The sequence below is a fragment of the Nitrosomonas marina genome, from assembly GCF_900111605.1.
GTDB classification, from domain to species: domain Bacteria; phylum Pseudomonadota; class Gammaproteobacteria; order Burkholderiales; family Nitrosomonadaceae; genus Nitrosomonas; species Nitrosomonas marina_A.
Genome location: NZ_FOIA01000038.1, coordinates 1 through 23,400, shown reverse-complemented (window position 1 = coordinate 23,400; position 23,400 = coordinate 1). Strand labels below are relative to the sequence as shown.

Here is a 23,400-nt window from a genome sequence, read left to right as displayed (position 1 = left end):
ACGTTAATGGAAATTCATCAACTCAGTGCTAAATATGGATGGTATTGGATTGCCAATGGCTTTCATATGTTCCGTAAGGCACCGATGATCTGGGTGCTGGTATGCTTCACGCTGCTGCTAATAGCCATGACACTGGCACTGATTCCAGTACTCGGACAATTTATTTTTACGCTGGTTTCACCTGTCTTTCTGGCTGGTATTATGATTGGCTGCCGGGAACAGGAGCAAGGCAGGCAACTCGAAATTGTTCATCTGTTCATTGCATTTAAAACCAACGTCGTTTCGCTAGTCACTGTTGGCGGTATTTATCTGATCGGCCAGGTATTGATTATCGGTCTGGTCATGATGATTGGCGGAAGCCAGATGACAGACATGCTGCTATACGGTAAACGAGTCGACGAAAATGAGTTGATTACAGTGATGGACGATATGCTGACCGCATCATTGGTGGCCTTATTGTTTTCGATTCCCTTGATGATGGCTGCCTGGTTCTCTCCGTTACTGGTTGTTTTCCATAATCTACAGCCCATACCGGCGATGAAGAATAGCTTTTTCGCCTGTTTAAAGAATATTATTCCGTTTCAACTGTATGGTATATTGCTGATCATTTTCTCCATCTTTGCGCTGATGCCCTACGGAGTCGGTCTGGTAATACTTATTCCAACCATTTTCGCATCGATTTATGTCAGCTATAAAAATATATTTTTGGGTGAAGAAGTTAAAAATTCGGACGAATTTTATCCGAAAACAGATTATCAGCAGGCAAACTGGTCAGATGAGCCACGTGAATCCAGACCTCCCCAAAAAGAAGAAAGCGAATCAAAAAGCAATCAAAACAAAATATCGGTCGAAAAAAGTCCTCTCGCAGCTGAAGGCGATATTGTTGAATGCTATCAATGTAAGATACTGGTTCCTAAAGAAGAAGCCATACGCTTCGACGGGCGGTTTTTTTGCAGTGACGAACATTTCCGGGAATACCAGGACAGCCTGGATAGCGACACAAAGAAATAAACCCGAGCCGCCCGCATTATTGTCAGAATTAAAACATTCAGCTATTAACCGGGCGTCAGACCTGTTTCTACAACACGGGCTGGCGCTGTTAAAGCTGCTTGAGACAGCCTGAGTGACTATCCAATAGAGCAGTTAAAATAACTGGCAATCAGCAAATTATTACTGTTGCAATCTTTACCGCTTTGATTGTTTGCTTTCGTTGACGACGGTAGTTTCTTCAATAATTTCAGCGTCTTCGACAACACCGGATTTTGTGGATTGCTCGCTGTTTGACGACCATTCAGCCTGTGAGGCGTTCGTATGCTGGTGCGCTGAACGACGGTATTTTTTACGCAGCCACCAGATTCTTACACCAATAACAACAGCTATAATGGAAAACAGGGCTACAAAAATGGTAAAAAAGAATACACCCAACACCGCCAACAGCGCCAAAACCGGAATCAGCAGTGCTAGTGCGACCCAGCGATTAATCGGTGGCACTGGCGCGCGGCCCTGAGAATCCTCTCCCTGTTGCTCATAGCTGGATATTCTTCTGATGATTATTCTGCGTTGCTCATCATTCATTGCATCAACTCCTCTATCTCTGTCACAGTTTTGGGTGCTGCAGCGGTTAAAAGTTCATTGCCGTCAGCTGTAATCAATGCATCATCTTCAATACGCACGCCAATATCCCAGAAATGCTGCGGTACATTTTCAGCAGGACGGATATAACAGCCCGGCTCGACAGTCAACGTCATACCGGGTTGCAATATCCGCCATTCGCCCTGCTGTTTGTATTCCCCCACGTCATGCACATCCATACCCAGCCAATGACCCGTACGGTGCATATAAAAACGTTTGTAATCTTCCGATTCCAGCACGCCTTCTACGCTTCCCTGACACAATCCAAAGTCGATAAACCCCTGTGCCAGAACCCGCAGCGCCGCCTGGTGTGGATCGTTCCAGGTGTTTCCGGGCCTGACCTGATCAATCGCCGCCATCTGCGCAGATAGCACCAGTTGATAAATATCTTTCTGTACTGGAGTAAACCGGCCATTAATCGGAAACGTGCGCGTGATATCAGAAGCATAGCCTTCCAGTTCACATCCGGCATCGATCAACAGCAGATCGCCCTGCTTTAATTGTGCGCAATTGTCAATATAGTGAAGAATACAGGCATTGGCGCCGCCAGCGACAATGGATGTATACGCAGGTGAACGCGCGCCAAAACGGTTAAAGGTATGCAGCAATTCAGCTTCTATTTCATATTCGTATCTGCCGGGGCGCGTGGCCTGCATCGCCTTTCGGTGCGCTTGCGTCGAAATATCGGCCGCACGACGCATGATCTGCAGCTCGCTGTCATCCTTGATCAGACGCATCTCGTCCAGCAATGTACGATAATCATGAATTTCACCGGGTACCGCCACTCCGTTTCGGTTTTGCGCACGCACCCGATTGAGCCAGCCGGCAATACGCTGGTCCCAGGCCGCATCATTCCCAAAAGCCGAATATACTGTGGTCTGATTTGCCAACAACTCCGGAAGCTTCTGGTCTATCTCTGAGATAGGGTACGCTTCATCGAATCCGAACTCTTCCCTGGCACGATCCGGACCAAAACGAAACCCATCCCAGATTTCACGTTCAGGATCTTTCGTGCGGCAAAACAGAAAGTACCTGGCGGATTCTGATTGCTCCGCTACTATGACTAAGACCGCTTCCGGTTCCTTGAATCCGGTTAGGTAATAGAAATAGCTGTCAAAACGGTAAGGATAATACGCATCACGGTTTCGCAACCGTTCAGGTGCAGTCGGAATGACCGCAACACCTCTCCCCATCATTGACGCCAATCGTTTGCGTCGTTTCAAAAACTGTTCAATCTTTTCCATTGGTATTATTTACTTTAACATGACTGGCCGCTGTTCGCATGCCGGGCACACATCAACCTGTCCAGTTGCATCAACCTGTCTGGCGTTCCAATATCAAGCCAGGTTCCCGGGAAATATTCACCTGTTACACGCGTATCATCAATCGCTGTATGCAGTATGGGCGCCAGTTTAACCGGTATGCCGGGTATAACGTGCTTGAACAGCAATGGATGATAAATGCCAATACCGCTGAAAGTCAGACGGTTTTCACCGGCCAGTGCCACTTTTCCCTGTCTTAACGCGAAATCACCCGAGTCATGATGCGGTGGATTGTCGACCAGAACCAGATGTGCGAGTTCAGCCGGGGCGCTCCGGTGCATAGCACGCAATATCGGCAGCAGGGACGCGTAATCGAACTCGCAATATACATCCGCATTGACGACCAGAAAAGGGCGATTACAATCCCCCTCAGTCAACAGCAGCAGCGCATTCGCGATACCGCCCGCGGTTTCCAGCACTTTTTTTTCTGGTGAATAGACAATACGGACACCGTATCGATCGCCACGACCCAGCGTGTCTTCGATCATTGCGCCAAGATACGCATGGTTAATGACGATATGCCGGAAACCCGCTTCAGCAAGGCTGCTGATCTGGTACTCGATTAGCCGGCGTCCGCCAGCCTGCAGCAACGGCTTTGGCTGTGCATCCGTTAGCGGACGCATGCGTTCACCGCGTCCGGCGGCCAGAACCATTGCCCGGTACTGAACGGACTCAGAAAGTGTAACCAACTTTCTGCTCCGGGTTACAGTTATTCAGCTCATCCAGCAGATTGAGCAGGCAATTCAGTTCTCGGTAACGTTCGCAAGCTTTACGTAAATACTGCATCACCACTGGCATGTCATCCAGATAAGCCTGCTTGCCGTCACGATATGCAAGGCGTGCAAAAATGCCAAGCACCTTGATATGGCGCTGCACCCCCATCCATTCAAAATCACGATAAAAATCGCCAAAATCCTGTTGTACTGGTATTCCGGCCCGGCGCGCCTTTTCCCAGTATCTTATCGCCCAATCGAGAATCTGCTCCTCTTCCCACTGAATATAGGCATCCTTGAACAGGGAAACAAGGTCATAAGTTACTGGACCTACTACGGCATCCTGAAAATCGAGAATACCCGGATTGGGTTCGGAGACCATCAGATTGCGCGAATGATAATCCCGATGCACAAAAACACGCGGTTGTGCAAGATTATTTTGCAGTATGCATGCAAACACCTGCTCAAGTACAGCTTGTTGTTTATCATTCAGTTCAATCCGCAAATGACAGGCTATATACCACGCTGGGAAAAGATCCAGCTCATATCGCAGCAGCTTCTCGTCATAAGCGGGTAAATTTTCCAGTATCTGTGTCAGCTGCATGTTGATCAGTGCATCTGTTGCCTCACCGTATAACCGGGACGCCGTTTCCGGCTGTTCGGTAAGTGCTTGCAGGTAGGTGAGATTACCCAGATCGGACAATAGCAAAAACCCCTGTGATGTATCCTGTGCGCATATTTCAGGGACATGGACCGCATCTGCCAGTAGCTGCGCCACATGAATAAACGGTGCACAATTTTCCTGCACTGGCGGCGCATCCATGGCAATCCATGATTCATGGCCGACCTGTATACGAAAATAACGCCGGAAACTGGCGTCCGCTGAAGCAGGCCGCAACACAAACGGCTTTCCCGGGAACTGCTGTGCCACCCAATTTTCAAGGAGTTGTAAACGATTCATACTCTATGTTAAAACGCATCCGGACTATTTAGGGATGACCCTGTCATTAAATCCTGTTACGATGAAAACTGACCGATATATACTTATCCAGAAAGAGACAACCGCAGATAACACTAATTAATCATAGGCGTATACAATCCAGTCGTCACCGCGCTCAATTGGCCAGTCTGTGATTTTACCATGATGCTGTTGTTTCCCATTAATATTGGCTGTCACAAATTATCAAATCATGGAGAACACAATGCTCAACAAAAATGTCATTGAAGAAATCAATTCGAAAGTCAGTGAAATTCTGCAAAACAGCCCGGCAAAAGATGTTGAAAAAAACATGCGCGCCGTAATGTCTGGTGTTTTCTCCCGCCTGGACCTGGTAACCAGGGAGGAGTTTGATGTACAGCACGAAGTGCTGTTGCGCACACGTGAAAAACTGGTTCAGCTAGAAGCCAAAGTCAAAGAACTGGAGCAACAGCTCGGCCTGCCTGAAATGGAAGAACAATCGGGAATCGATACCAAAACCGGACAGACTGCAGACACAGACCCCGCGCAGACCGTCTAGATCATGGCATAGCATTGCAAACATACGCGGCGATAAAGAAATTTCCACATATGCATACATTGCATACAAATTTCTACATGTGTACACAGACAGTTAAAGCAGATCTGCTTTTCCAATGTCGTTAGCCGTTTTATACAGCCGCGCTCTTGCCGGTATGCAGGCGCCGCTCGTCACAGTAGAAACGCACATTGCCAATGGCCTGCCAAGTTTCACCATCGTCGGACTACCCGAAACTGAAGTCAAGGAAAGCAAGGATCGCGTCAGGGCCGCGCTGCAAACAGCACATTTTAAAATCCCCGCGCAACGAATTACCGTTAATCTGGCACCCGCGGATCTGCCCAAGGAAAGTGGCCGGTTCGATTTACCAATAGCACTCGGCATCCTGGCCGCATCCGGACAAATACCCGACGACAAACTGGATCGGTATGAATGGGCCGGTGAACTGGCGCTGACCGGCGAGCTGCGTCCCATACACGGCGCACTGGCCATGACCTACCATGCCGCGCAATCGGGTCGCAGTTTTGTTTTACCGCAATACAATGCAGCCGAGGCTGCACTGGTAAAACGGGCGCATGTTTACGCCGCACAATCGCTACTACAGATATGCGCGCATCTGACCGGCAGTACGCCACTGACCGTTTACAACGATCCGCCGAATATCAGCGACAATATCCCGGATTATCCTGATATGTCCGAAGTCAAGGGGCAAGCGAAAGTCAAGCGGGCACTTGAAATAGCCGCAGCCGGCAATCACAGCGTACTGATGATCGGCCCGCCCGGCACCGGCAAATCGATGCTTGCAGCGCGTTTTCCAGGTATCCTGCCACCCATGACCGAGGATGAAGCACTGGAATCGGCCGCCTTGCAGTCTTTAAGCCAGGGAAGCTTTGACACTGCCAACTGGAAACGCAGACCTTATCGAGCACCGCACCATACCGCATCAGGGGTAGCGCTCGTGGGCGGCGGCAGCCATCCGCGACCCGGCGAGATTTCTCTGGCTATGCACGGCGTACTGTTTCTTGATGAACTGGCGGAATTCGACCGCAAGGTATTAGAGGTGTTACGCGAACCACTCGAATCGGGCAAGATCACCATCTCCCGCGCTGCCCGCCAGGCCGAATTCCCCGCCCGCTTCCAGTTGATTGCTGCAATGAATCCCTGCCCCTGCGGCTACCTGGGCCATCATTCGGGGAAGTGTCATTGCACCCCGGACCAGATTGCTCGATACCGCGGCAAAATATCCGGCCCGCTGCTCGATCGTATTGATCTGCAAATCGAAGTTCCGGCCATTCCACAGGAAGAACTGATGCGCCAGCAGACAATTGGTGAGAAAAGCGATGTAATACGTCACCGCGTTAAACAATCCCGTAAGCGTCAGCTTATGCGTCAAAACAAAGCTAACAGCCAGCTGAACGTGAAAGAAATTGACCGCTATTGCGCGCACGACAAATCCTGTGAAGCGCTGCTCAATCAGGCAATCAACCGTCTGAACCTGTCCGCCCGTGCGTATCACCGTATTCTCAAACTCGCTCGCACAATTGCAGATTTATCGGACGCCGAAACAATCAGCAGCCAGCATATAGCTGAGGCGATTCAGTACCGCCGAATGGACAGACATTAGTATCAGCCGTTTGCTAATCATGGCATACAAGACACAATGAGCGGCATTATGCTGCGCTACTAACGAGCACCTAAACAACAAACAGTCAATTCCCAAAATCAAGAATTCAACTCAAAAACCTTGTTTAGTTAAGAATTCTTCATTTTTTCGTTGTCTAGTGATAATTAATAATATAATTAGTAAACAGATTTGATACCTTTTTGGACACCTTTTTGATGACACCTTTTTCAGGCCTTGAAAGATTGGTTATTACAATCCCGTTACAACTCTGTCGCTTCACTTTGACAAATCTTCATTTCGTTCAGCGTTTGCTGCAGATCATCGAGTGCAGAACCCATGATCAGACCGGAGCAGCTATGAAAAAGCCATAATTTAGTGGCGATAGGTCGATGTAAATCACTACGCGCGTGTACTTCAAAATCGCACCATGCCATTACCGGTTGATCCTCGTTAAAACTGTCAACGCATAACCAATTATCAGCATTAAGAATCACTTCCAGACCACGATGTTGTTGCAACGACACGCGTAAAGCACCCCCTGTCCGCAATTGGGCAAGGCGTGCCCGGTTATAACAGGCTGCTTCAATTTTTTTAGGAAATATACGTAACGGTTTAGGCAGCGGCTTCATATCATTTAAGATAACATGTTTTATCCCTGTTTTTTTGCTTCCGGAATAGCGCTTGATCCACTATCCGGCTTGCCCTCAAGAAAAACACGGCTTGCAAGAATATCTTCCGGTTCGAGTGTCATAAGATCAGTTTTAGTCAATGCCTTCTTCGTGCCAATGAATAATCGATTAGCCTGACGAAGCCGAGCACGATCAAGAGCATTACGAACTGAACGCGCGTTTGCAAAATGTTCCATTTTCATGCGTAAGCGGACATATTTACCAAATGCTTCTTCTCCAGCCGGGCTGAAACGGTAATTCTGATCTGCCAACATCAACTTGGCAATTGCAACTAATTCATCAGCATCATAATCTGGAAAGTCAATATGGTGCGCTATGCGCGAACGCATGCCAGGATTACTATGGAAAAATTTATCCATCCGATCTTTATAACCAGCCAGGATTACGACTAAATCCTCACGATTGTTTTCCATCGTTTGCAACAGTATCTCAATGGATTCTGCGCCATAATCACGTTCGTTCTCTGGTTTATATAGATAATAAGCTTCATCAATAAATAAAACACCTCCCATCGCTTTTTTGATAACTTCTTTGGTTTTGGGTGCAGTGTGACCGATATACTGACCGACCAGATCGTCGCGTGTGACAGAAACAAGATGACCTTCACGTACATATCCTAATCGATGAAGGATTTCGGACATGCGTAGTGCTACAGTTGTTTTTCCGGTTCCCGGATTGCCGGTAAAACACATATGCAGACTGGGCGCGCCTGCAGACAAACCCATTTGTTTGCGAACGCGATCAACAAGCAACAGTGCCGCCGTTTCACGAATGCGTGTTTTTACGGGTTTTAAGCCAATCAGCTCTCGATCCAGTTTATCCAACACTTCTTTGATGTTGGATTTGCGAAATTCCGCATCCAAATCAATTTGTGTATCGTCGGATGAAGTTGGGTTTTTAGATTGTTTGGACATGCTTGATCCCTTGTTTGTGACTTCATAGAATAGACACAGGAAGCACGCATCAATTTATATTGATTTAGTTTATTGTGTCATCCAAAATTTTATCGTAAATACAACAAATTATTCATTAACCTAAAACGACCGCGCAATTTACGAATTCTCTCTCTTCTGCTTCGAAGAGAGAGAACACCTGATATTAGTAACGCTCGCCTTCGGGCTTATCAGTTGCATAAGAATGTATACTGTAATTTACATGTCTACCTGCGCCTTCTTGCCGCACCAGACCGAAGCCTGGTTCTTTTTTCGGTCGATTAACAATGTATGACATTGTCGGACTCTCTACGCCACGTGTAGAATTAAATGCCGTGACACGGATATAATGACTTGGAAAAGTTTTACGGCAACTGTTGATTTCCATCAAAATCCCAGCAGGGTCTTTCAAGTCAAACATAGGATTGCCGAACATTTCCCAATAAGTATTACGTGGATGGGGATCGTCAGTATATTCAATGCCGATTGCCCAGCCATTTTTTAAAGCATACTTCAACTGTGCCGAGATCTGCTTGTCAGTCAGTGGAGGTAGAAAAGAAAACTGTCCTTGCGTAAGCATATTGCCTGTATTGGTCATCATAATAATATCTCCTGAATATGATTAAACACTCGCAGTAGTGGATGGCACAAAATCAGCCGTATCGGTGGATTCATAGTTGAAGGTAATATCTTTCCATGTGTCTAGCGCTTGTTTGAGCGGTGTGCACGACTTAGCCGCTTCTGCAAGTATCTGTGGACCTTCTTTCACGTAGTCACGACCTTCGTTTCGAGCCAGAATCATGGCTTCGAGCGCTACGCGATTAGCTGTTGCTCCAGCTTGTATACCTTGAGGATGACCAATGGTGCCGCCGCCAAACTGCAGCACCACATCTTCACCAAGATAATCAATGAGTTGATGCATCTGGCCAGCATGAATACCACCCGAAGCGACCGGCATGCATTTATTCAGCGACGCCCAGTCTTGATCAAAAAACAATCCGTGCTCCAGACTTTTCTCAGTACGACTTTCACGCAAAGTATCATAAAAACCCTTGATCATGAGCGGATCGCCCTCAAGCTTGCCAACGACGGTTCCTGCATGAATGTGATCAACACCGGCCATGCGCATCCACTTGCAAATCACACGGAAATTCATACCGTGATTTTTTTGACGTGAATAAGTTGAATTACCAGCGCGATGCAAATGCAAAATCATGTCATTTTTTCGTGCCCATTTAGCCATTGATTGAATCGCGGTATAGCCGACCACCAGATCAATCATGACAATGATTGATCCCAGGGATTTGGCAAACTCTGCACGTTCGTACATATCTTCCATGGTTCCGGCCGTGACATTCAAATAATGCCCTTTCACTTCACCCGTAGCAGCAGATGCCTTGTTCACGGCTTCCATGCAATACAGAAAACGATCACGCCAATGCATAAACGGCTGAGAGTTAATGTTTTCATCATCTTTCATGAAGTCTAAACCGCCTTTGAGGCCCTCGTACACAACGCGGCCATAATTGCGGCCCGACAGACCTAGCTTTGGTTTAGTGGTAGCGCCTAACAGTGGGCGGCCAAATTTGTCCAATCGCTCCCGCTCAACAACGATACCGGTTGCTGGACCCTGAAATGTTTTGAGATAAGCAACCGGAATGCGCATGTCCTCCAGTCGTAATGCCTTAACCGCCTTGAAGCCAAACACATTGCCGATAATGGAAGCAGTCAGATTAGCAATTGATCCTTCTTCGAATAGATCCAGGTCGTACGCAATGTAAGCAAAGTACTGTGCTTCGTTATCGGTACCAGGACCAGTATTAGGCACAAGTTCAGAACGATAAGCTTTAGCACGGTATAACTCGCATGCAGTCAATCTGTCCGTCCACACTACAGTCCACGTCGCTGTAGAGGACTCGCCTGCAACCGCCGCTGCAGCCTCTTCGTGGTCTACACCGGGTTGCGGCGTAATCCGAAACATAGCAATAATGTCCGTGTCTTTGGGTACGTAATCCGGTTCCCAATAACCCATTTTTTTATATGGAATGACACCCGATTTATAACGTTCTTTACCTTCTTTTATAGTTTGAGAAGCCATAATCTTATCTCCTAATGTTTATAAAACCCGCTGGCATACATTCTTGTCAACATGATCAGTTTGTAATTCCGAGTCGATAAAAAGTACCCTGGAGCGGGCTAGGGGTATCATGCACTACTTTATTTATTTATAATAATGATAGTTTTCTATCTATACCATAGACTACAATCTATGAAACGGAGGGATAATAATGCGTCATGGTACTTTGCGCCAACTTGAAGTTTTTGAAGCAATTGTTCGTTATGGAAGTTACACACGCGCGGCGGAAGAATTGTTCTTGTCCCAGCCAACGGTGTCCATGCAAATCAAGAAATTAACCGATACTGTCGGTTTACCCTTATTCGAACAAATTGGCAAAAAAATTTACCTCACTGATGCGGGAAAGGAACTGCATGAAATGAATCAGGATATTTTCAAATGCTTCGAGCGTTTTGAAATGATTGCAGCAGATATGAAAGGAATGAAGACCGGCAAACTGCGACTCGCAGTGGTAACAACGGCCAAGTATTTTGTACCGCGGTTACTTGGCATGTTTTGCCGCAAACATCCAGGAATTGAAGTTTGTCTAAAAGTAACTAACCGCGCAAATATTCTGGAGCGTTTAGCCAACAATCTGGATGATCTCTATGTTCTGGGACAACCCCCTAAAGAGATAGATGTGATTGCTGAAACATTCCTGGAAAACCAACTGGTCGCGCTTGCATCGGTTGATCATCAACTCGCCAATGAAAAGGAAATTACGCCAAAACGCATAGTTAAAGAGCCGTTTATATCTCGCGAGTCTGGTTCCGGTACACGCATAGCTACTGAACGTTTTTTTGCCGATCAGAGCTTGAAACTAAAAGTGAGAATGGAACTGGGTAGTAATGAAGCAATCAAACAGGCCATTATAGGAGGGCTGGGTATATCAATATTGTCACATCATACAATAGCGCTGGACGCACCTGCGAAGCAACTCATTGTTCTGGATGTAAAAGGCTTGCCCATTAATCGCCATTGGCATTATGCCTATCCGGCAGGTAAACAGTTGTCAGTTGTGGCGCAAGTATTTTTAGAATACTTACAGCAAGCATCACAACTGTTGGCCGATGTTTCTTGCCACTATGGAAATACCGGTCATTGTCCGCTGTTACCCAATCAAAACCAGAAACTTCAAATAAGCCAAGATTACCCATTAGGAAAAATTTCTAGTGGAAACCAATAGAATAAGTTATTAAATAAAAGACTATTTTTCTAAATCATGATTGGTTTTATTTGAGCGGAACGAAATGGGTGGCTGGAAGGGCTAATGGGTGACTCTTTTGGTACGGGTTGTCAATTTTAAACAGATAAAGATTGCATTACAGAATCATGGAATCCTGTCGTAAGATTAATTATTTCTTTAGCAAAACCGCTAACTATGAAATTCATGATCCTGCTACTCATTGCGTTGATTCCTGGAATATCTGCAGCAGAAAATATTCTTATCAATAGCAATAAGCTGTTTAATTTTGCTGAAGTTGTTTATCCGAATTATTTTAGTCCTGCCGGCGTTGAAACTACCACTCTGGATGAGTATCTGGTTCGCTATTATCCCAACACGAACACCTATATCGGTACTAAAGATGAAGGCGTTTATGTATATGGAAATGTTTTCGGTGGTTTGTTAAATGCAGGGGTAATTACTGATTTCATTGAACCAGAGGTTAATAGCGATGAATTGCTTGCTCAGTTATTTGCAAGTGTGCAAAGTAATGTGCAGGTATATGGAACGGGTACTGTCATCTCCATTCTGTCAGATGACTTGAATGGAAACCGCCACCAAAGATTCATCATTGAACTGAAATCAAAACAAACGCTATTGGTGGCGCACAACATTGATTTGGCACCAAGAATTGATACGTTAGCATTAAATGATCAGATTGAATTCTTTGGTGAATACGAATGGAATGATCAGGGAGGCATCATTCACTGGACCCATCATGATCCTGACGCAATTCATGTGAATGGATGGCTTTTTCATAATAATGTGATCTATCAATGACCTTCTGTTGATAATTGCCAAACAGGCTATCAACCGTCCGAACCTGTTTGCTCGTGCCAATCACAGCATTCTCAAACTTGTACGAACCACTACAGATTTTATCGGACACCGAAACAATCACCAGCCAGCATATAACTGAGGCGATTCAGTACCGCCGGATGGACAGGAATAGTATCAGCCGTTTGCTAATCAGGGCTTACAAGACACAATGAGCGGCACCACGCTACGCTACTTATCAACGGGCAGTCAATTCCAAAAACAAGAGTTCAACTCAAAAAACCTTGTTTAGTTGAGTATTTTCACCTTTTCGTTATATCGCTACAATTGACAATATAATTAGTAAACAGATTTGACACCTTTCGACACCTTTCCACGCCTTTCTAATAAAAAAAGGCAAATCGTCCACGCTATTTTAACCGTAGCAGCGAAATATCTAATAGATTCCATTAGTGAATAATAATGATTTTCCCGATATACCTCTGATATTGACTTATTTACACTTCCTCGGATGTCAAATATCAATCTAAGGAGTAACTAACATGAATACAACTAGAAATTTTCTAATTCTGTCAATTGGTACTTTATTGGTGATTGTTTCAGTTGGGTTTATCGCTGCAACAGTGGCGGATTCCGGAGCAAACAATCAAGCTGTAACACAGAATTTAAACAAAGCAACTTAACATCCCAAAATAACTGCAGAGTAAACCAATCAATAGTAATGCAGAAAACCAGGCTGGTTTACTTGTAAACAAATCTAACCTAACGAATATTTCTTAGCTCAGTAGTTAGGGGGCTAAGAAATACGAAATTTGCATCAGCATAAAATAAATCAAGTTTTGTAGTACAACACCACTTCTCTGCCTTTTTAACAACCCTCTAACCGTATCAGGATCATTTGTAGCAACGCTAGACTTGATAATCAGCTAGCGCCCCCGCCCCGACGACGGCCGAAAAGGATAAATTCAAGGTCCATAGCAGCTTCTTTGACAAAGCAAAGCGAAATGAAATATCTTCTGAACCTGTCCGCCCACGCCGATCATCGTATTTTCAAACTCGCACACATGATTGCAGATTCATCAGAAGCTGAGCCTTTTCAATACCGCGGCCTGGACAACCATTAAACCTATTACTGCAGCAAGCATTCTACTTTGGCATCCTGCCTAACCAACACAGCTTTTGCGAAGCATTTGAACTGACCGGAAACGATCATGAATAACCAACAGATACAGGCCTTCAACTCACGTTCACATCACTGCCTAGAAAAGCAAAAACCAAGCATATTACGATTTATCCAGAGCGATTGAAGGAACAACCGCGGAGTATCGCTGAACCCTGGATTTTAATGAAATATTCAATTCAGAAAAATCCAGGCGTCTGACTCAATCACTTACGAAAAATACATTGAGATTATAATCAGACCGGCTGCTACTGCACCTATGGCAGCGAGATTGTAACCCAGTTTTTTAAACGTGTTTGCATCTTCTGTTTGTAACATTTGCATTTTCTAATCCCCTTCGTTAAGAATTAATCGAGTTGTGATTGTGAATCGAAAACCAATCAGATTTTTTGATTCAGATCAACAAAATGCCAAATAATTACTGCCTAATCCGAAAACCGGTATTGTTTATGATCGTTATTTGAACAAGAAAACAGATAACAATCGTATCTGGAGGCGTGTATAAATCGACTTATCAGCAACCTCATAGTAAGCTTGACACTATTTTTTAGCCATTTTCCACATATACATGCACCACATACTGGATATTGCTGAAACTCTGGGGTTGGACGCCGATTCGCTGATGTGTTTTGGCGAGCATATGGCCAAGCTTCGATCGCAGTCTTTGCCCAACCCTGAAACCAAACCGCCGGGGAAAATTGTGCTTGTTTCGGCAATCAACCCGACCCGCAGCGGTGAAGGTAAAACAACTGTCGCCATTGGTCTTGCGCAAGGTCTGGAGCGTATCGGTAAAAAAACGGCGCTGGCGCTGCGCGAGCCGTCTCTGGGCCCTATTTTCGGGGTCAAGGGCGGTGGTGCCGGCGGTGGCCGTTGTCAGCTTGAACCGGCAGCACGTATCAACATGCATTTTACCGGCGACATGCATGCCATCGGCGCAGCGCACAACCTGCTGGCAGCGCTGGTGGATAATGCAATACATTTTCGCAGCGAACTGGATCTCGAACATCGGCAGATTTTCTGGCGCCGTGTGCTGGACGTCAACGACCGCGCATTGCGCCAGACGGTTATTGGGCTGGGTGGAAGGCTCAACGGCGTACCGCGCGAGACCGGTTTTGATATCACGGCGGCTTCGGAAATCATGGCGATTCTTTGTCTAAGCGAGCACACCGCAGACCTGAAAGCCCGGCTGGGCCGTATCCTGGTTGGATTCAACCGTACAGAAGAGCCGGTCACGGCGCAGAGTCTGCAGGCGACAGGTGCGATGGCGGCGCTGCTGCACGATGCCATGCTGCCGAATCTGGTGCAAGCTTCCGAAGGTATTCCCGCCTTCGTTCACGGCGGGCCGTTTGGCAATATCGCGCATGGCTGCAACAGTGTAACGGCCACCCGCGCCGCAGCTACCCTGGCCGACTACGCAGTGACCGAAGCGGGTTTTGGGTTCGATCTGGGCGCTGAAAAGTTTTTTGACCTGAAATGCCGCAGTTCCGGTCTGTGGCCCAGTGTCGTGGTACTGGTCGTCACCGTACGCGCCTTGCGCATACACGGCGGCGGGAATCCTGAGCTTTGTGGCGATCTTGGTGAAATCGAGCGCGGACTGAAGCACCTGGAACATCATATTCAGTGTGTCCACACATTCGGATTTGCGCCTGTCATCGCAATCAACTGCTTCGCTGGCGACAGCACGCAGGAGTTAAATGTGATTGAGCAGTGGTGCAATCAGCACAAACTGGACGTGGCCAGCTTCAGCGGATTTACGGATGGCGGCGCTGGCGCTGAAAATCTGGCACATGCCGTGGTCAGCGCCAGCGAGCGGCCGCAGCCCGAGGCGCGCTATTTGTATAGCCTGGAAGCTTCACCTGAAGCGAAAATAAGCACCGTGGCTCAAACGATTTACGGCGCAAGCAGTGTCGAATTCAGCCGGACAGCCAGAAAAGATCTCGACCGTATCAACACACTGGGCTACGACCGCCTGCCGGTCTGTATCGCCAAAACCCATTTGTCACTCAGCGGGGACCCGGCGCTGGTAGGTCATCCCCGGGGGTTTGCGCTGCCGGTTGAATCGGTACGTATCGCGGCCGGGGCCGGTTATCTGCTGGTATTGACCGGCGACATCGTCACCATGCCCGGATTGCCGCGCGAACCGGCAGCCTATCGTATCGATCTGACCGACGATGGAGACATCACCGGGATTTGACAGGCAATACCTGAAAATCCCGGAACCAGTTTCTCAGACACTGCTCAGGATCTCACTGAAGCGTAGTGCACCACGGCATAAACTTCATGATCCTGAGCGAATTCCTGGCTTATGAAGAAAGCGTATTCTGGTATCGGGCGATGGCCTCGACGATTAACCGTTTGGCTTCAACAACATCGCGCCAGTCACCAATCTTCACCCATTTTCCGGGTTCCAGGTCCTTATAATGCTCAAAAAAATGCGCGATCTGGCTGAGCGTAATTTCCGGCAGATCATCATAATTGAAAATTTTCTCGTAACGCTTGGTCAGATGCGGAGAAGGTACCGCTATGATCTTTTCGTCCTGTCCGGAGTTGTCTTCCATCACCAGCACGCCGATCGGGCGCACGTTGATCACACAGCCCGGCACAAGCGGACGGGTGTTACACACAAGCACATCAATGGGATCGCCATCGTCGGAGAGCGTACTCGGCACAAACCCGTAGTTGCCAGGATAGGTCATTGGAGTATGCAGGAAACGATCCACCACCAGCGTACCAGAGTCCTTGTCGAGCTCATATTTGATAGGATGACCGCCGATCGGCACTTCTACCAGTACGTTGACGTCTTCCGGAACGTTGTTGCCGATGGGTATAGCCTCAATACGCATTTACAGTGTGCCTCGCTTTGAAAATAACGAATTATAGCGTATTGAAAACACAAAAGCTTTATTACTCAACAATTGGAAAACTATCGCCATATACGCTTGCTTCTCTCAATGGTGCAATAATCTTTGCGCATTGCCCCTCGTTCGCGTTGTCAAATGATTTTTGTGCTAAATTCGGTTCAGTATTTAAAAAGGCAGAAAACATACACATCACTGTTTTATTATTTAAACACCAATTGCAACACTGAATCATGAATGAATCCTGGCAACACGGTTATGCGCATGTCAACGGCATTCAGCTGCATTATGTAACGCAGGGTAAAGGTCCGCTTGTCATTCTTCTGCACGGTTTTCCGGAATTCTGGTACTCCTGGCGGCACCAGATTCCTGCGCTGGCACACCACTTTCGCGTTGTCGCACCCGATCTGCGCGGTTACAACGACAGCGAAAAACCGCCGGGCGTATCGAGCTACCGTGTGGACACGCTTACTGCCGATGTCATGGGATTGATTCGTGTATTCGGCGAGGAAAAAGCGATCATTATCGGTCATGACTGGGGCGGCGGCATCGCCTGGGTATTTGCAGTGGAATATCCCCAGGCAACGGAAAAACTGATTGTATTGAATTGCCCACACCCGACTGCATTTCAGCAACACCTCAGATCCAACTGGCGTCAATTACGGCGCAGCTGGTACATGTTCTTTTTTCAGCTTCCCTGGCTGCCGGAATTCGGCATACGCCTGAATCTGCGGTGGTTTGTTGAGAAGGCCTTTCGCGGCATGACGATTCGAAAGGACGTATTCCCAGACGATGAATTGCAACAATACGCCGAAGCACTGCAAAAGCCCGGCGTGCTGACCGCGGCAATCAACTACTACCGCGCGGCGTTTCGCGAGCGGGTCCGTCACGGCGAACGCACATTCGACCGGATCACGTGCCCGACACTGCTGATCTGGGCAGAGGAAGACACCGCGTTGGGCAAGGAACTCACCAGCAACATGGAGCCCTGCTTCGTCGGTCGCTTCGAAACCAGGTATATTCCCCAGTGCGGCCACTGGGTACAGCAGGAGCAGCCTGAGCTGGTGAATCAATATCTATTCGAATTTTTGATGGATGGCGCAGGTTGTGATCAGAGCAGTAGAATGTAATAACCAACGCGTATCACAGAAAAGTAGAAAATCGGATCTTGCATTAATATTAATACTTTCTTTACCTCATATACATTATAGAAGTATCTTAAAATTATGGTTAAGTTTGATCGCTGGGTTTGCGAAGATGAACATTTAACAGAATTAGCACACTAAGCAAAGAAAATAATTAACAAACAGATCTGACACCTTTTGACACTAAGCAAAGAAAATAATTAACAAACAGATCTGACACCTTTTGACACCTTTTTCAAGACTTAATCGCGATCCGTTCCGCGTGCGATCTAGTCTTATTCGTTATGTATTATTCACCGCATATATCTATAGTATCCCCAGCTCGCATAATAGAACACTGAACTCCTAACGCGCCTACTCCTTGCTTGAACTTCTCTTCATCAGCAGGATTAAGTGATTTAGAAAAAAGGCCAGGACAATTATAGTGACATGGTATTACAAGCTTTGGTTTTATAGCTTTTACTGCTTGTATGGCTTCTTCCTCGTCCATAGTGTTACGCGCGGTTTTACCACCAATTGGAATCATCAGCACGTCCGGTTCAACAAACTTCTTCCATTCCTGCTCATGCAGCAGCGTATCGCCAAGATTTAAAATACGTTTTCCATTTACATTAATATCAAACCCAATCGAACCCCATCCTATCCTTTCTTCGAGTCCGGGTTTCACAATTGTCGTAAATGGGCCTATTCTAAGAACAAGTTCACCATGTGTAACTTTAACGCCTGTAACGGTCATACCATCTATTTCAATAGTTTCATCAAACGATAGAGTACGTATTTTTTTAAATTCCGTCGTAAATGCGACTCCTTTAGCACGTGGCCCTAACGCTAATACTTTTCCATTTACATTACGCAGCATTGTTTTGTTACAAATTACAGGTGCATTTGAAATCTTTGCCACTCTGTCTGCATGCCAGTAATGGTCTGGGTCACCGTGTGTGATGAAAATATGCGTAATATCCTGCCATTTTGACTTGGGCAAAAGCGTGGTAAATCTAAACCAGTAAAAGAATAGCGCGCCGGGGTCAATAGCAAGAAGTTTATCGCCTGACTCTATCAGGAAGGCATTGTATCCGTAAAATTTAATTTTCATATTTACGCCTCTTTAGATAGATTTATGCCAATCAGCATTGAAAACTGTCCAGTCATCAGCGCCGAAAACTATCACTTCAAAAAAACATAACGAGCAAACCCAGACGCGGGCAGCACGCAAAGCGCGTTGACCGTCAGCTGCAGCGCTTTGTTGTGGCATTACCGCTTTGTCCAGTAATTTACTGATCGTCATTGGTCCAACGGACCGATTGGAATCACTACCACCGTCCCGAGAAGATTGCTTGGGCTGAGCGCCTCGACGGTATCACATTCTTTATCTGAGTTTCTGGAAAACACGTGGATCGATCGCCCCGGCACCGAACAGACCTCCCGTAAATGCTCCAGCGATTCCTGGACTCATAACGTCCTGACCAGCCAAAACTAGTCCCGGAATAGGTGTGCGAGCCTTGAGCGCATCTGACAACATGCGGCGCGGAGTCGTTTCGACACCATAGAACCCACCTTTCTCGTGGCCGGTGAATAATGCGGTTGCGAGTGGCGTGCCAAGTTCATGGTAAACGATAAGCGGTGCAAGGTCCGGGAACTTCTCCCTGAAGAAGTCCATCATCCTGGACTCGATATTTTGCTTGAAAGATGTCCACTCGTCGGCACGTTTATCAGCACCGCCATCGGCAAATTCGGCCACCGACGACCAATCGACCCAAAGCAGCATATCACCGGTGTGCTTATCCATCGGACCTGAATCATGAGTAGGGTTCTTGAGAGATGGAAACGACACAAACATCATCGGAATGGGTTCGCTGCCTGCCGCTGCCCAGATGGCATCATTGGTGTTCCAGCTTTCGTAAAACCAGTGGTTCGAACGTGTCGCCCCGTGTTTGGCGATGTCTCCCTCGAAACCAAGAAAGAGATCGAAGTGGCAGATCGACGGCTTGAAAGCGGCTATCTCGCGAGCCCAATCCTGCTCGCGAATTTTCTCCGGCAGCAGATGCTTCACGGTTTCACCGGCGCCGATCGCCGAGACTATGAAGGGCGCGTTGAATTCTTCACTAGATTTGGTGCGCACGCCCACGGCTTTGCCATCTTCAAGCAGTATCTCACTAACCGGCGTTCCAGCTCGAGCACTGCCGCCCGCCGCTTCGATCACCGGAACAAGCCCTCTTGCGATGGCGGCGGCACCGCCGACGGGATAGGCGGCGCCTTCAAGATAGTGGCCCATGACCGTGGCGTGAATGGCGAAACTTGCCTCATTTGGCTTGCCGCCATAGGTGCCCCACTGCGCCGACAAAACGGCGGCAAGCTTCGGACTGCTGATGAGTTCCGCGATCACCTCACCCGTCGTGCGACTGCACCAGCGCTGGATCTTCCTTTTATTCCACCAGTGATGCGCGGAACGGAATGGCTCGGGCATCGCTCGCTCGGCACCCACCATGTGCCCGGCTTTCTCTGCCGACAGCAGCGCTTCGAAGTAGACATCTATTTCGGCGGCATTATCGGGAAAACGGTCTTTAAGCTCCATTTTGTAGGCCTCAGCCGGACACCCTACGGATATCTCGAAACCATCCGGAAAGTGCAGCGTGTCATAGACCGTGCCGACCGAGCGAAACTCGATAGTTCCACCGCTGAGCCAGTCCAGGATCCGGCCCGCAAATTGGTCATGGCCGAATGTGCCACAATAGTGGAGGCCCACATCCCAGGTAAAACCATTGCGCGTAAAAGCGTGAGTCAGCCCGCCAATCGTCTGCGCTTGCTCAAGGAGCAGGACTTTATGGTCCAATCGGGAAAGCGCAGCGGCTGTTGTCATTCCGCCCATGCCGGACCCGATGACAATGACATCGAACTCGTTTGCTGACTGTTTAGCTGTCATTTGACGGTATCTCCTCTCCGGACACACATCTCGCAAAAGCTATTTTTCCACGCACATCTCAATAACCGGCACAGCTTTGCTGCGCCCGGTGCCGTAGGCGCGGAGTTGATTGACTTGTTATGTATTGCTCTTGATAGTAGTAATATTAAACCCTTCTTGAGATGTAGGTCCTAAAAAGTGTTTAGTAACCACCTCAAACATTTCTATGGTATCTGTTTTTTCTCTATCTGGGTTTTCCAACCGCCGCTTCTCTATTTGTTTAAGGCAAATGTCGTTAGGCAAATCAATGAATATCAGCTCATGAGGGGCATCAATCTCTGAAAAAATACTTTTGAGCCATTCTCGTTGGGCAAGAGTATTTGCAGGATAGTCCATTACAACATCAGCACCAGTTTGCAGGATTGCTTGCACAAGATTCTTTATTTGAGGCTTCAATAGCTTAGATAACTTTATGTAGTCATTTAGCCCTGAAATCTGATTTGGATAAAGAGAGCCTAGCCATTCATCTTCAGAAATTAGCACAGCATTTGTATTTTTTGATATCTCTTGGGACATCGTGGATTTTCCTGAGCCCATTTTTCCAGCGAACAAAGTTAGCTTGCCTAATTTCATTGATTATCTCGATTCAATTTGTACAACGCCCAATTCTGCGGTACACGTGGCTCAGAGAAACACTGACCAAACTTCCCGCCTGGCCCAACAGCCATATTGATGAGTTGTTGCCGTTAGCGCCGGAATTGATCGAAGCGTTAAAACAAGAAAAATTCTAGATGGTCGTACCGGCCGCATACTAAATATAGACATAACACCATAAGCCTATTGTCATTAGTATCGATCTGATATATTTACAAAATATTGACAGTTTCATGTGTTGTAGCGTACGCGTATCAGGCCTTCAAAAGGAAAATATTCTAGGGAGTTCGTCTGCTTTTTTGCCGCGCAATCGTGCGCTGATTGTATTTGAGATTAACCATGGAAGGCTAGGTTGCGGCAGTGTTGACCGCACGCCTGACCATATGCGACGCCAAGTAGAGTCCAAGTTGTGAGGTCCTTCTCGCGCTGCAATTTGATCCATATAGAGCTTGATCGCGAGCAAAGATTTCGCTGTATGTCCTTGAGATATATTGTCGGCGGCAAGGTGGATATCCACAAAAAGTGTCGGCAGTTTGAAGTGCCGAAGGGTGTCGCGGGCCTGCATATATGGTCCACCAACTCCGGCAAGTTCGACTGCAAGATTTAGTCCGAGAATTTCAGGCATGAAGTGACGCGGAAAGCAAGAAACGCTCAACCAGAAGACTGGAATTTCAAATGATGAATCCAGTAAGCGAGTCCACTGTATGAACTCTCTTGTCTCAATTGCGGGTAGTTTTATACCCATTTCGTGTAGCAGTTCGCGATAAACATTTGCGTGATGCCGTGTGACATCTCCTTCTCCCGTCTCCTCATATAATATCTGAAATAATATGCGACCATATTCCGAATGAATACAGTTTTGAATGAGCATGCCCTGTAGCCAAGCGCCATCGATAAGAATGAGAGGAGCAAGCTGTACCGAACTATTGATAAAAGCTTCCTTCGTTATCGATGGCTCCCCTTTGAGTGATCGATAGGCATTCACTTGTTCTCGGTGCTGCGTACTTACCCAGTATTCCAGAATCTCTGGGCAATAGTGCTGGGACGGAATTGGCCGTATGTGACTGTTCAGTGCAGCCATCGAACGAGAGAGTCTGTTGTACGCAAATTGCTCCGCATAAGGGAGTATCTCAGGGTATTGCTCAATGTTTAATAAGTAATGATAGATCTCACGGATAGAACATTTACTAAAATTTTCTTTACTACGCCGCACAAATTCTGACTTCAAGTGCATCATGCCATCAGTGCTGCCATCAAACGACGGATTATTGTCAGTACAACTAATTTCCGGGGCATCCGTTTCGTGTGTTTCGCTGGCAGATGATAGCGTGAGAATCCATGCAGAAATGGTTTCTAATTCTGTTGGAGAGAAAACCAAATGCATGGGACCTCCCCATCTGACCAAGTTGGTGTAAAACAAACTGTCTTCAGGTTTGCCTGGCACAATGAATTCGGAATTGGCCAGTCTCTCCAGAATTTCAGCGGGTCTAAAGTTTTCAGAAGATAAAAGGGAGTCGATCTTCGCCCCGTCAATGAGTCTGTTGCCATGATACCCGATGGCATGCGGAGCCTTTTGGCAGAGTATCCTGATCATGTCTGTTTTGATTGCATCAACGCAATTTGAGGTACGACAATCAGCACTGCTTGCCCACTCCTTCCAGATATTGGTAATTATCAGGGCGCCAACACAGATACGGAAAAAAAATGTGTCGCGGTCTCTATTTGATCGTTCCGCCAGCGTTTTTATGGCCGCATCCAGAGCGAGTTCACAGCCCAACTTGCTTCGGTCCCAATATTGAATACAAGTATCGTCTTTTGTTGAGGAATGACAGTGCTGCCCCTTCCGAACGAGGATGGGTCCGACGGCGTTTAGTCCAGAAAAGTGCCAGCCCAGATTTACTCCCAAAAGCTCCGCAAGATAGGTTCGTGGAAACTGCCCGATGCTTAGTAGAAACAATGGAACTTCAAAACTGAATTCTTCAAATAATGGATTATCCGTGACGTGGTTTAATAAACCCGGACAACCTAGTTAAGAGATAATAATCTTAACAGGAGGTTGAAGATGGCAATAAGAAAGCAGTATTCGAAGGAATTTAAGCTAGATGCGATCAGCTTGGTTT

22 protein-coding genes are annotated in these 23,400 nt (G+C 47.0%); 8 read left to right on the top strand and 14 right to left on the bottom strand.

Going from position 1 to position 23,400, the window contains the following annotated elements:
* Positions 1-6 precede the first annotated feature (6 nt).
* Positions 7-1,011 carry a BPSS1780 family membrane protein gene (locus BMY62_RS14015; RefSeq protein WP_090661342.1) on the top strand — a complete coding sequence of 335 codons (1,005 nt, stop codon included), beginning with the start codon at positions 7-9 and terminating at the stop codon, positions 1,009-1,011.
* 174 nt (positions 1,012-1,185) lie between these two features.
* Here the strand turns inward: BMY62_RS14015 and BMY62_RS14010 are convergent, their stop codons facing one another.
* The 4 genes from BMY62_RS14010 to BMY62_RS13995 are packed head-to-tail and all read right to left on the bottom strand — an operon-like array spanning position 1,186 to position 4,628.
* The gene (locus BMY62_RS14010) at positions 1,186-1,575 is read right to left on the bottom strand and encodes a hypothetical protein (RefSeq protein WP_090661340.1); all 390 of its coding nucleotides are present in this window, start codon (positions 1,573-1,575) and stop codon (positions 1,186-1,188) included.
* Complete coding sequence (pepP, locus tag BMY62_RS14005) at positions 1,572-2,876, bottom strand: Xaa-Pro aminopeptidase (RefSeq protein WP_090661337.1); 1,305 nt, start codon at positions 2,874-2,876, stop codon at positions 1,572-1,574. The genes BMY62_RS14010 and pepP overlap by 4 nt, the downstream gene beginning before the upstream one ends.
* Positions 2,877-2,890: 14 nt before the next feature.
* Complete coding sequence (gene murU / locus BMY62_RS14000) at positions 2,891-3,643, bottom strand: N-acetylmuramate alpha-1-phosphate uridylyltransferase MurU (RefSeq protein ID WP_371264098.1); 753 nt, start codon at positions 3,641-3,643, stop codon at positions 2,891-2,893.
* Positions 3,627-4,628, bottom strand: coding sequence for an aminoglycoside phosphotransferase family protein (locus BMY62_RS13995; protein ID WP_090661334.1), 1,002 nt, complete (start codon positions 4,626-4,628; stop codon positions 3,627-3,629). Before BMY62_RS13995 ends, murU begins: the two co-directional genes overlap by 17 nt.
* 241 nt (positions 4,629-4,869) lie before the next feature.
* Here BMY62_RS13995 and BMY62_RS13990 point away from each other — a divergent pair, with 241 nt between their 5' ends.
* Both BMY62_RS13990 and BMY62_RS13985 read left to right on the top strand, forming a co-directional pair.
* A complete protein-coding gene (locus BMY62_RS13990) occupies positions 4,870-5,184 on the top strand; it encodes an accessory factor UbiK family protein (RefSeq protein ID WP_090661331.1) in 315 nt (104 codons plus the stop codon).
* A 115-nt stretch (positions 5,185-5,299) separates the two neighbouring features.
* A complete protein-coding gene (locus BMY62_RS13985) occupies positions 5,300-6,805 on the top strand; it encodes a YifB family Mg chelatase-like AAA ATPase (protein WP_090661328.1) in 1,506 nt (501 codons plus the stop codon).
* A 260-nt stretch (positions 6,806-7,065) separates the two neighbouring features.
* On the opposite strand, the gene BMY62_RS13980 is transcribed toward BMY62_RS13985, so the two are convergent.
* The 4 genes from BMY62_RS13980 to BMY62_RS13965 all read right to left on the bottom strand — a co-directional run bounded on the left by BMY62_RS13980 (position 7,066) and on the right by BMY62_RS13965 (position 10,524).
* A complete protein-coding gene (locus BMY62_RS13980; protein WP_090661325.1) occupies positions 7,066-7,434 on the bottom strand; it encodes a hypothetical protein in 369 nt (122 codons plus the stop codon).
* A gap of 20 nt (positions 7,435-7,454) precedes the next feature.
* Complete coding sequence (gene cbbX / locus BMY62_RS13975; protein WP_090661322.1) at positions 7,455-8,408, bottom strand: CbbX protein; 954 nt, start codon at positions 8,406-8,408, stop codon at positions 7,455-7,457.
* Between the two features lie 184 nt (positions 8,409-8,592).
* Positions 8,593-9,027: a ribulose bisphosphate carboxylase small subunit gene (locus BMY62_RS13970; protein ID WP_090661319.1), complete on the bottom strand. Its 435-nt coding sequence runs from the start codon at positions 9,025-9,027 to the stop codon at positions 8,593-8,595.
* A gap of 21 nt (positions 9,028-9,048) precedes the next feature.
* Positions 9,049-10,524: a ribulose-bisphosphate carboxylase large subunit gene (locus tag BMY62_RS13965; protein ID WP_090661316.1), complete on the bottom strand. Its 1,476-nt coding sequence runs from the start codon at positions 10,522-10,524 to the stop codon at positions 9,049-9,051.
* Positions 10,525-10,714: 190 nt separating this feature from the next.
* On the opposite strand from BMY62_RS13965, the gene BMY62_RS13960 reads away from it, so the two are divergent.
* The 4 genes from BMY62_RS13960 (at position 10,715) to BMY62_RS13950 (ending at position 15,918) form a co-directional block, all read left to right on the top strand.
* Positions 10,715-11,728, top strand: a complete 1,014-nt coding sequence (locus BMY62_RS13960) for a LysR family transcriptional regulator (RefSeq protein ID WP_090661313.1) — start codon at positions 10,715-10,717, stop codon at positions 11,726-11,728.
* Between the two features lie 195 nt (positions 11,729-11,923).
* Complete coding sequence (locus tag BMY62_RS13955; RefSeq protein WP_090661310.1) at positions 11,924-12,547, top strand: DUF3465 domain-containing protein; 624 nt, start codon at positions 11,924-11,926, stop codon at positions 12,545-12,547.
* Positions 12,548-13,086: 539 nt separating this feature from the next.
* Entirely contained in the window at positions 13,087-13,227 is a 141-nt protein-coding gene (locus tag BMY62_RS16245) for a hypothetical protein (protein ID WP_177170405.1), read from the top strand.
* 1,065 nt (positions 13,228-14,292) lie between these two features.
* Positions 14,293-15,918: a formate--tetrahydrofolate ligase gene (locus BMY62_RS13950; protein ID WP_090661307.1), complete on the top strand. Its 1,626-nt coding sequence runs from the start codon at positions 14,293-14,295 to the stop codon at positions 15,916-15,918.
* A 109-nt stretch (positions 15,919-16,027) separates the two neighbouring features.
* Here the strand turns inward: BMY62_RS13950 and ppa are convergent, their stop codons facing one another.
* Complete coding sequence (gene ppa / locus BMY62_RS13945) at positions 16,028-16,567, bottom strand: inorganic diphosphatase (RefSeq protein WP_090661304.1); 540 nt, start codon at positions 16,565-16,567, stop codon at positions 16,028-16,030.
* A gap of 248 nt (positions 16,568-16,815) precedes the next feature.
* On the opposite strand from ppa, the gene BMY62_RS13935 reads away from it, so the two are divergent.
* Complete coding sequence (locus BMY62_RS13935) at positions 16,816-17,712, top strand: alpha/beta fold hydrolase (protein WP_090661298.1); 897 nt, start codon at positions 16,816-16,818, stop codon at positions 17,710-17,712.
* A 304-nt stretch (positions 17,713-18,016) separates the two neighbouring features.
* On the opposite strand, the gene BMY62_RS13930 is transcribed toward BMY62_RS13935, so the two are convergent.
* The 5 genes from BMY62_RS13930 to BMY62_RS13910 all read right to left on the bottom strand — a co-directional run bounded on the left by BMY62_RS13930 (position 18,017) and on the right by BMY62_RS13910 (position 23,186).
* Positions 18,017-18,820 (bottom strand): MBL fold metallo-hydrolase, encoded by an 804-nt coding sequence (locus BMY62_RS13930; RefSeq protein WP_090661294.1) that lies wholly within the window; start codon positions 18,818-18,820, stop codon positions 18,017-18,019.
* Positions 18,821-18,832: 12 nt separating this feature from the next.
* Positions 18,833-19,012 carry a hypothetical protein gene (locus BMY62_RS13925; protein WP_090661290.1) on the bottom strand — a complete coding sequence of 60 codons (180 nt, stop codon included), beginning with the start codon at positions 19,010-19,012 and terminating at the stop codon, positions 18,833-18,835.
* Between the two features lie 81 nt (positions 19,013-19,093).
* The gene (locus tag BMY62_RS13920) at positions 19,094-20,647 is read right to left on the bottom strand and encodes a phytoene desaturase family protein (RefSeq protein WP_090661287.1); all 1,554 of its coding nucleotides are present in this window, start codon (positions 20,645-20,647) and stop codon (positions 19,094-19,096) included.
* 117 nt (positions 20,648-20,764) lie between these two features.
* Positions 20,765-21,259, bottom strand: a complete 495-nt coding sequence (locus tag BMY62_RS13915; protein ID WP_090661284.1) for a P-loop nucleotide/nucleoside kinase family protein — start codon at positions 21,257-21,259, stop codon at positions 20,765-20,767.
* A 283-nt stretch (positions 21,260-21,542) separates the two neighbouring features.
* Entirely contained in the window at positions 21,543-23,186 is a 1,644-nt protein-coding gene (locus BMY62_RS13910; RefSeq protein ID WP_177170404.1) for an iron-containing redox enzyme family protein, read from the bottom strand.
* Between the last annotated feature and the right edge of the window lie 214 nt (positions 23,187-23,400).

Coding starts and splice junctions, on each gene's coding strand:
- BMY62_RS13955 (WP_090661310.1), top strand. CDS start 11,924: ATGAAATTCATGATCCTGCTACTCATTGCGTTGATTCCTGGAATATCT.
- BMY62_RS13995 (WP_090661334.1), bottom strand. CDS start 4,628: ATGAATCGTTTACAACTCCTTGAAAATTGGGTGGCACAGCAGTTCCCG.
- BMY62_RS13920 (WP_090661287.1), bottom strand. CDS start 20,647: ATGACAGCTAAACAGTCAGCAAACGAGTTCGATGTCATTGTCATCGGG.
- BMY62_RS14015 (WP_090661342.1), top strand. CDS start 7: ATGGAAATTCATCAACTCAGTGCTAAATATGGATGGTATTGGATTGCC.
- BMY62_RS13970 (WP_090661319.1), bottom strand. CDS start 9,027: ATGATGACCAATACAGGCAATATGCTTACGCAAGGACAGTTTTCTTTT.
- BMY62_RS13960 (WP_090661313.1), top strand. CDS start 10,715: ATGCGTCATGGTACTTTGCGCCAACTTGAAGTTTTTGAAGCAATTGTT.
- BMY62_RS14010 (WP_090661340.1), bottom strand. CDS start 1,575: ATGAATGATGAGCAACGCAGAATAATCATCAGAAGAATATCCAGCTAT.
- BMY62_RS13950 (WP_090661307.1), top strand. CDS start 14,293: ATGCACCACATACTGGATATTGCTGAAACTCTGGGGTTGGACGCCGAT.
- pepP (WP_090661337.1), bottom strand. CDS start 2,876: ATGGAAAAGATTGAACAGTTTTTGAAACGACGCAAACGATTGGCGTCA.
- BMY62_RS13965 (WP_090661316.1), bottom strand. CDS start 10,524: ATGGCTTCTCAAACTATAAAAGAAGGTAAAGAACGTTATAAATCGGGT.
- BMY62_RS13985 (WP_090661328.1), top strand. CDS start 5,300: ATGTCGTTAGCCGTTTTATACAGCCGCGCTCTTGCCGGTATGCAGGCG.
- BMY62_RS13925 (WP_090661290.1), bottom strand. CDS start 19,012: ATGACGATCAGTAAATTACTGGACAAAGCGGTAATGCCACAACAAAGC.
- BMY62_RS16245 (WP_177170405.1), top strand. CDS start 13,087: ATGAATACAACTAGAAATTTTCTAATTCTGTCAATTGGTACTTTATTG.
- BMY62_RS13915 (WP_090661284.1), bottom strand. CDS start 21,259: ATGAAATTAGGCAAGCTAACTTTGTTCGCTGGAAAAATGGGCTCAGGA.
- BMY62_RS13930 (WP_090661294.1), bottom strand. CDS start 18,820: ATGAAAATTAAATTTTACGGATACAATGCCTTCCTGATAGAGTCAGGC.
- BMY62_RS13935 (WP_090661298.1), top strand. CDS start 16,816: ATGAATGAATCCTGGCAACACGGTTATGCGCATGTCAACGGCATTCAG.
- BMY62_RS13990 (WP_090661331.1), top strand. CDS start 4,870: ATGCTCAACAAAAATGTCATTGAAGAAATCAATTCGAAAGTCAGTGAA.
- BMY62_RS13980 (WP_090661325.1), bottom strand. CDS start 7,434: ATGAAGCCGCTGCCTAAACCGTTACGTATATTTCCTAAAAAAATTGAA.
- ppa (WP_090661304.1), bottom strand. CDS start 16,567: ATGCGTATTGAGGCTATACCCATCGGCAACAACGTTCCGGAAGACGTC.
- cbbX (WP_090661322.1), bottom strand. CDS start 8,408: ATGTCCAAACAATCTAAAAACCCAACTTCATCCGACGATACACAAATT.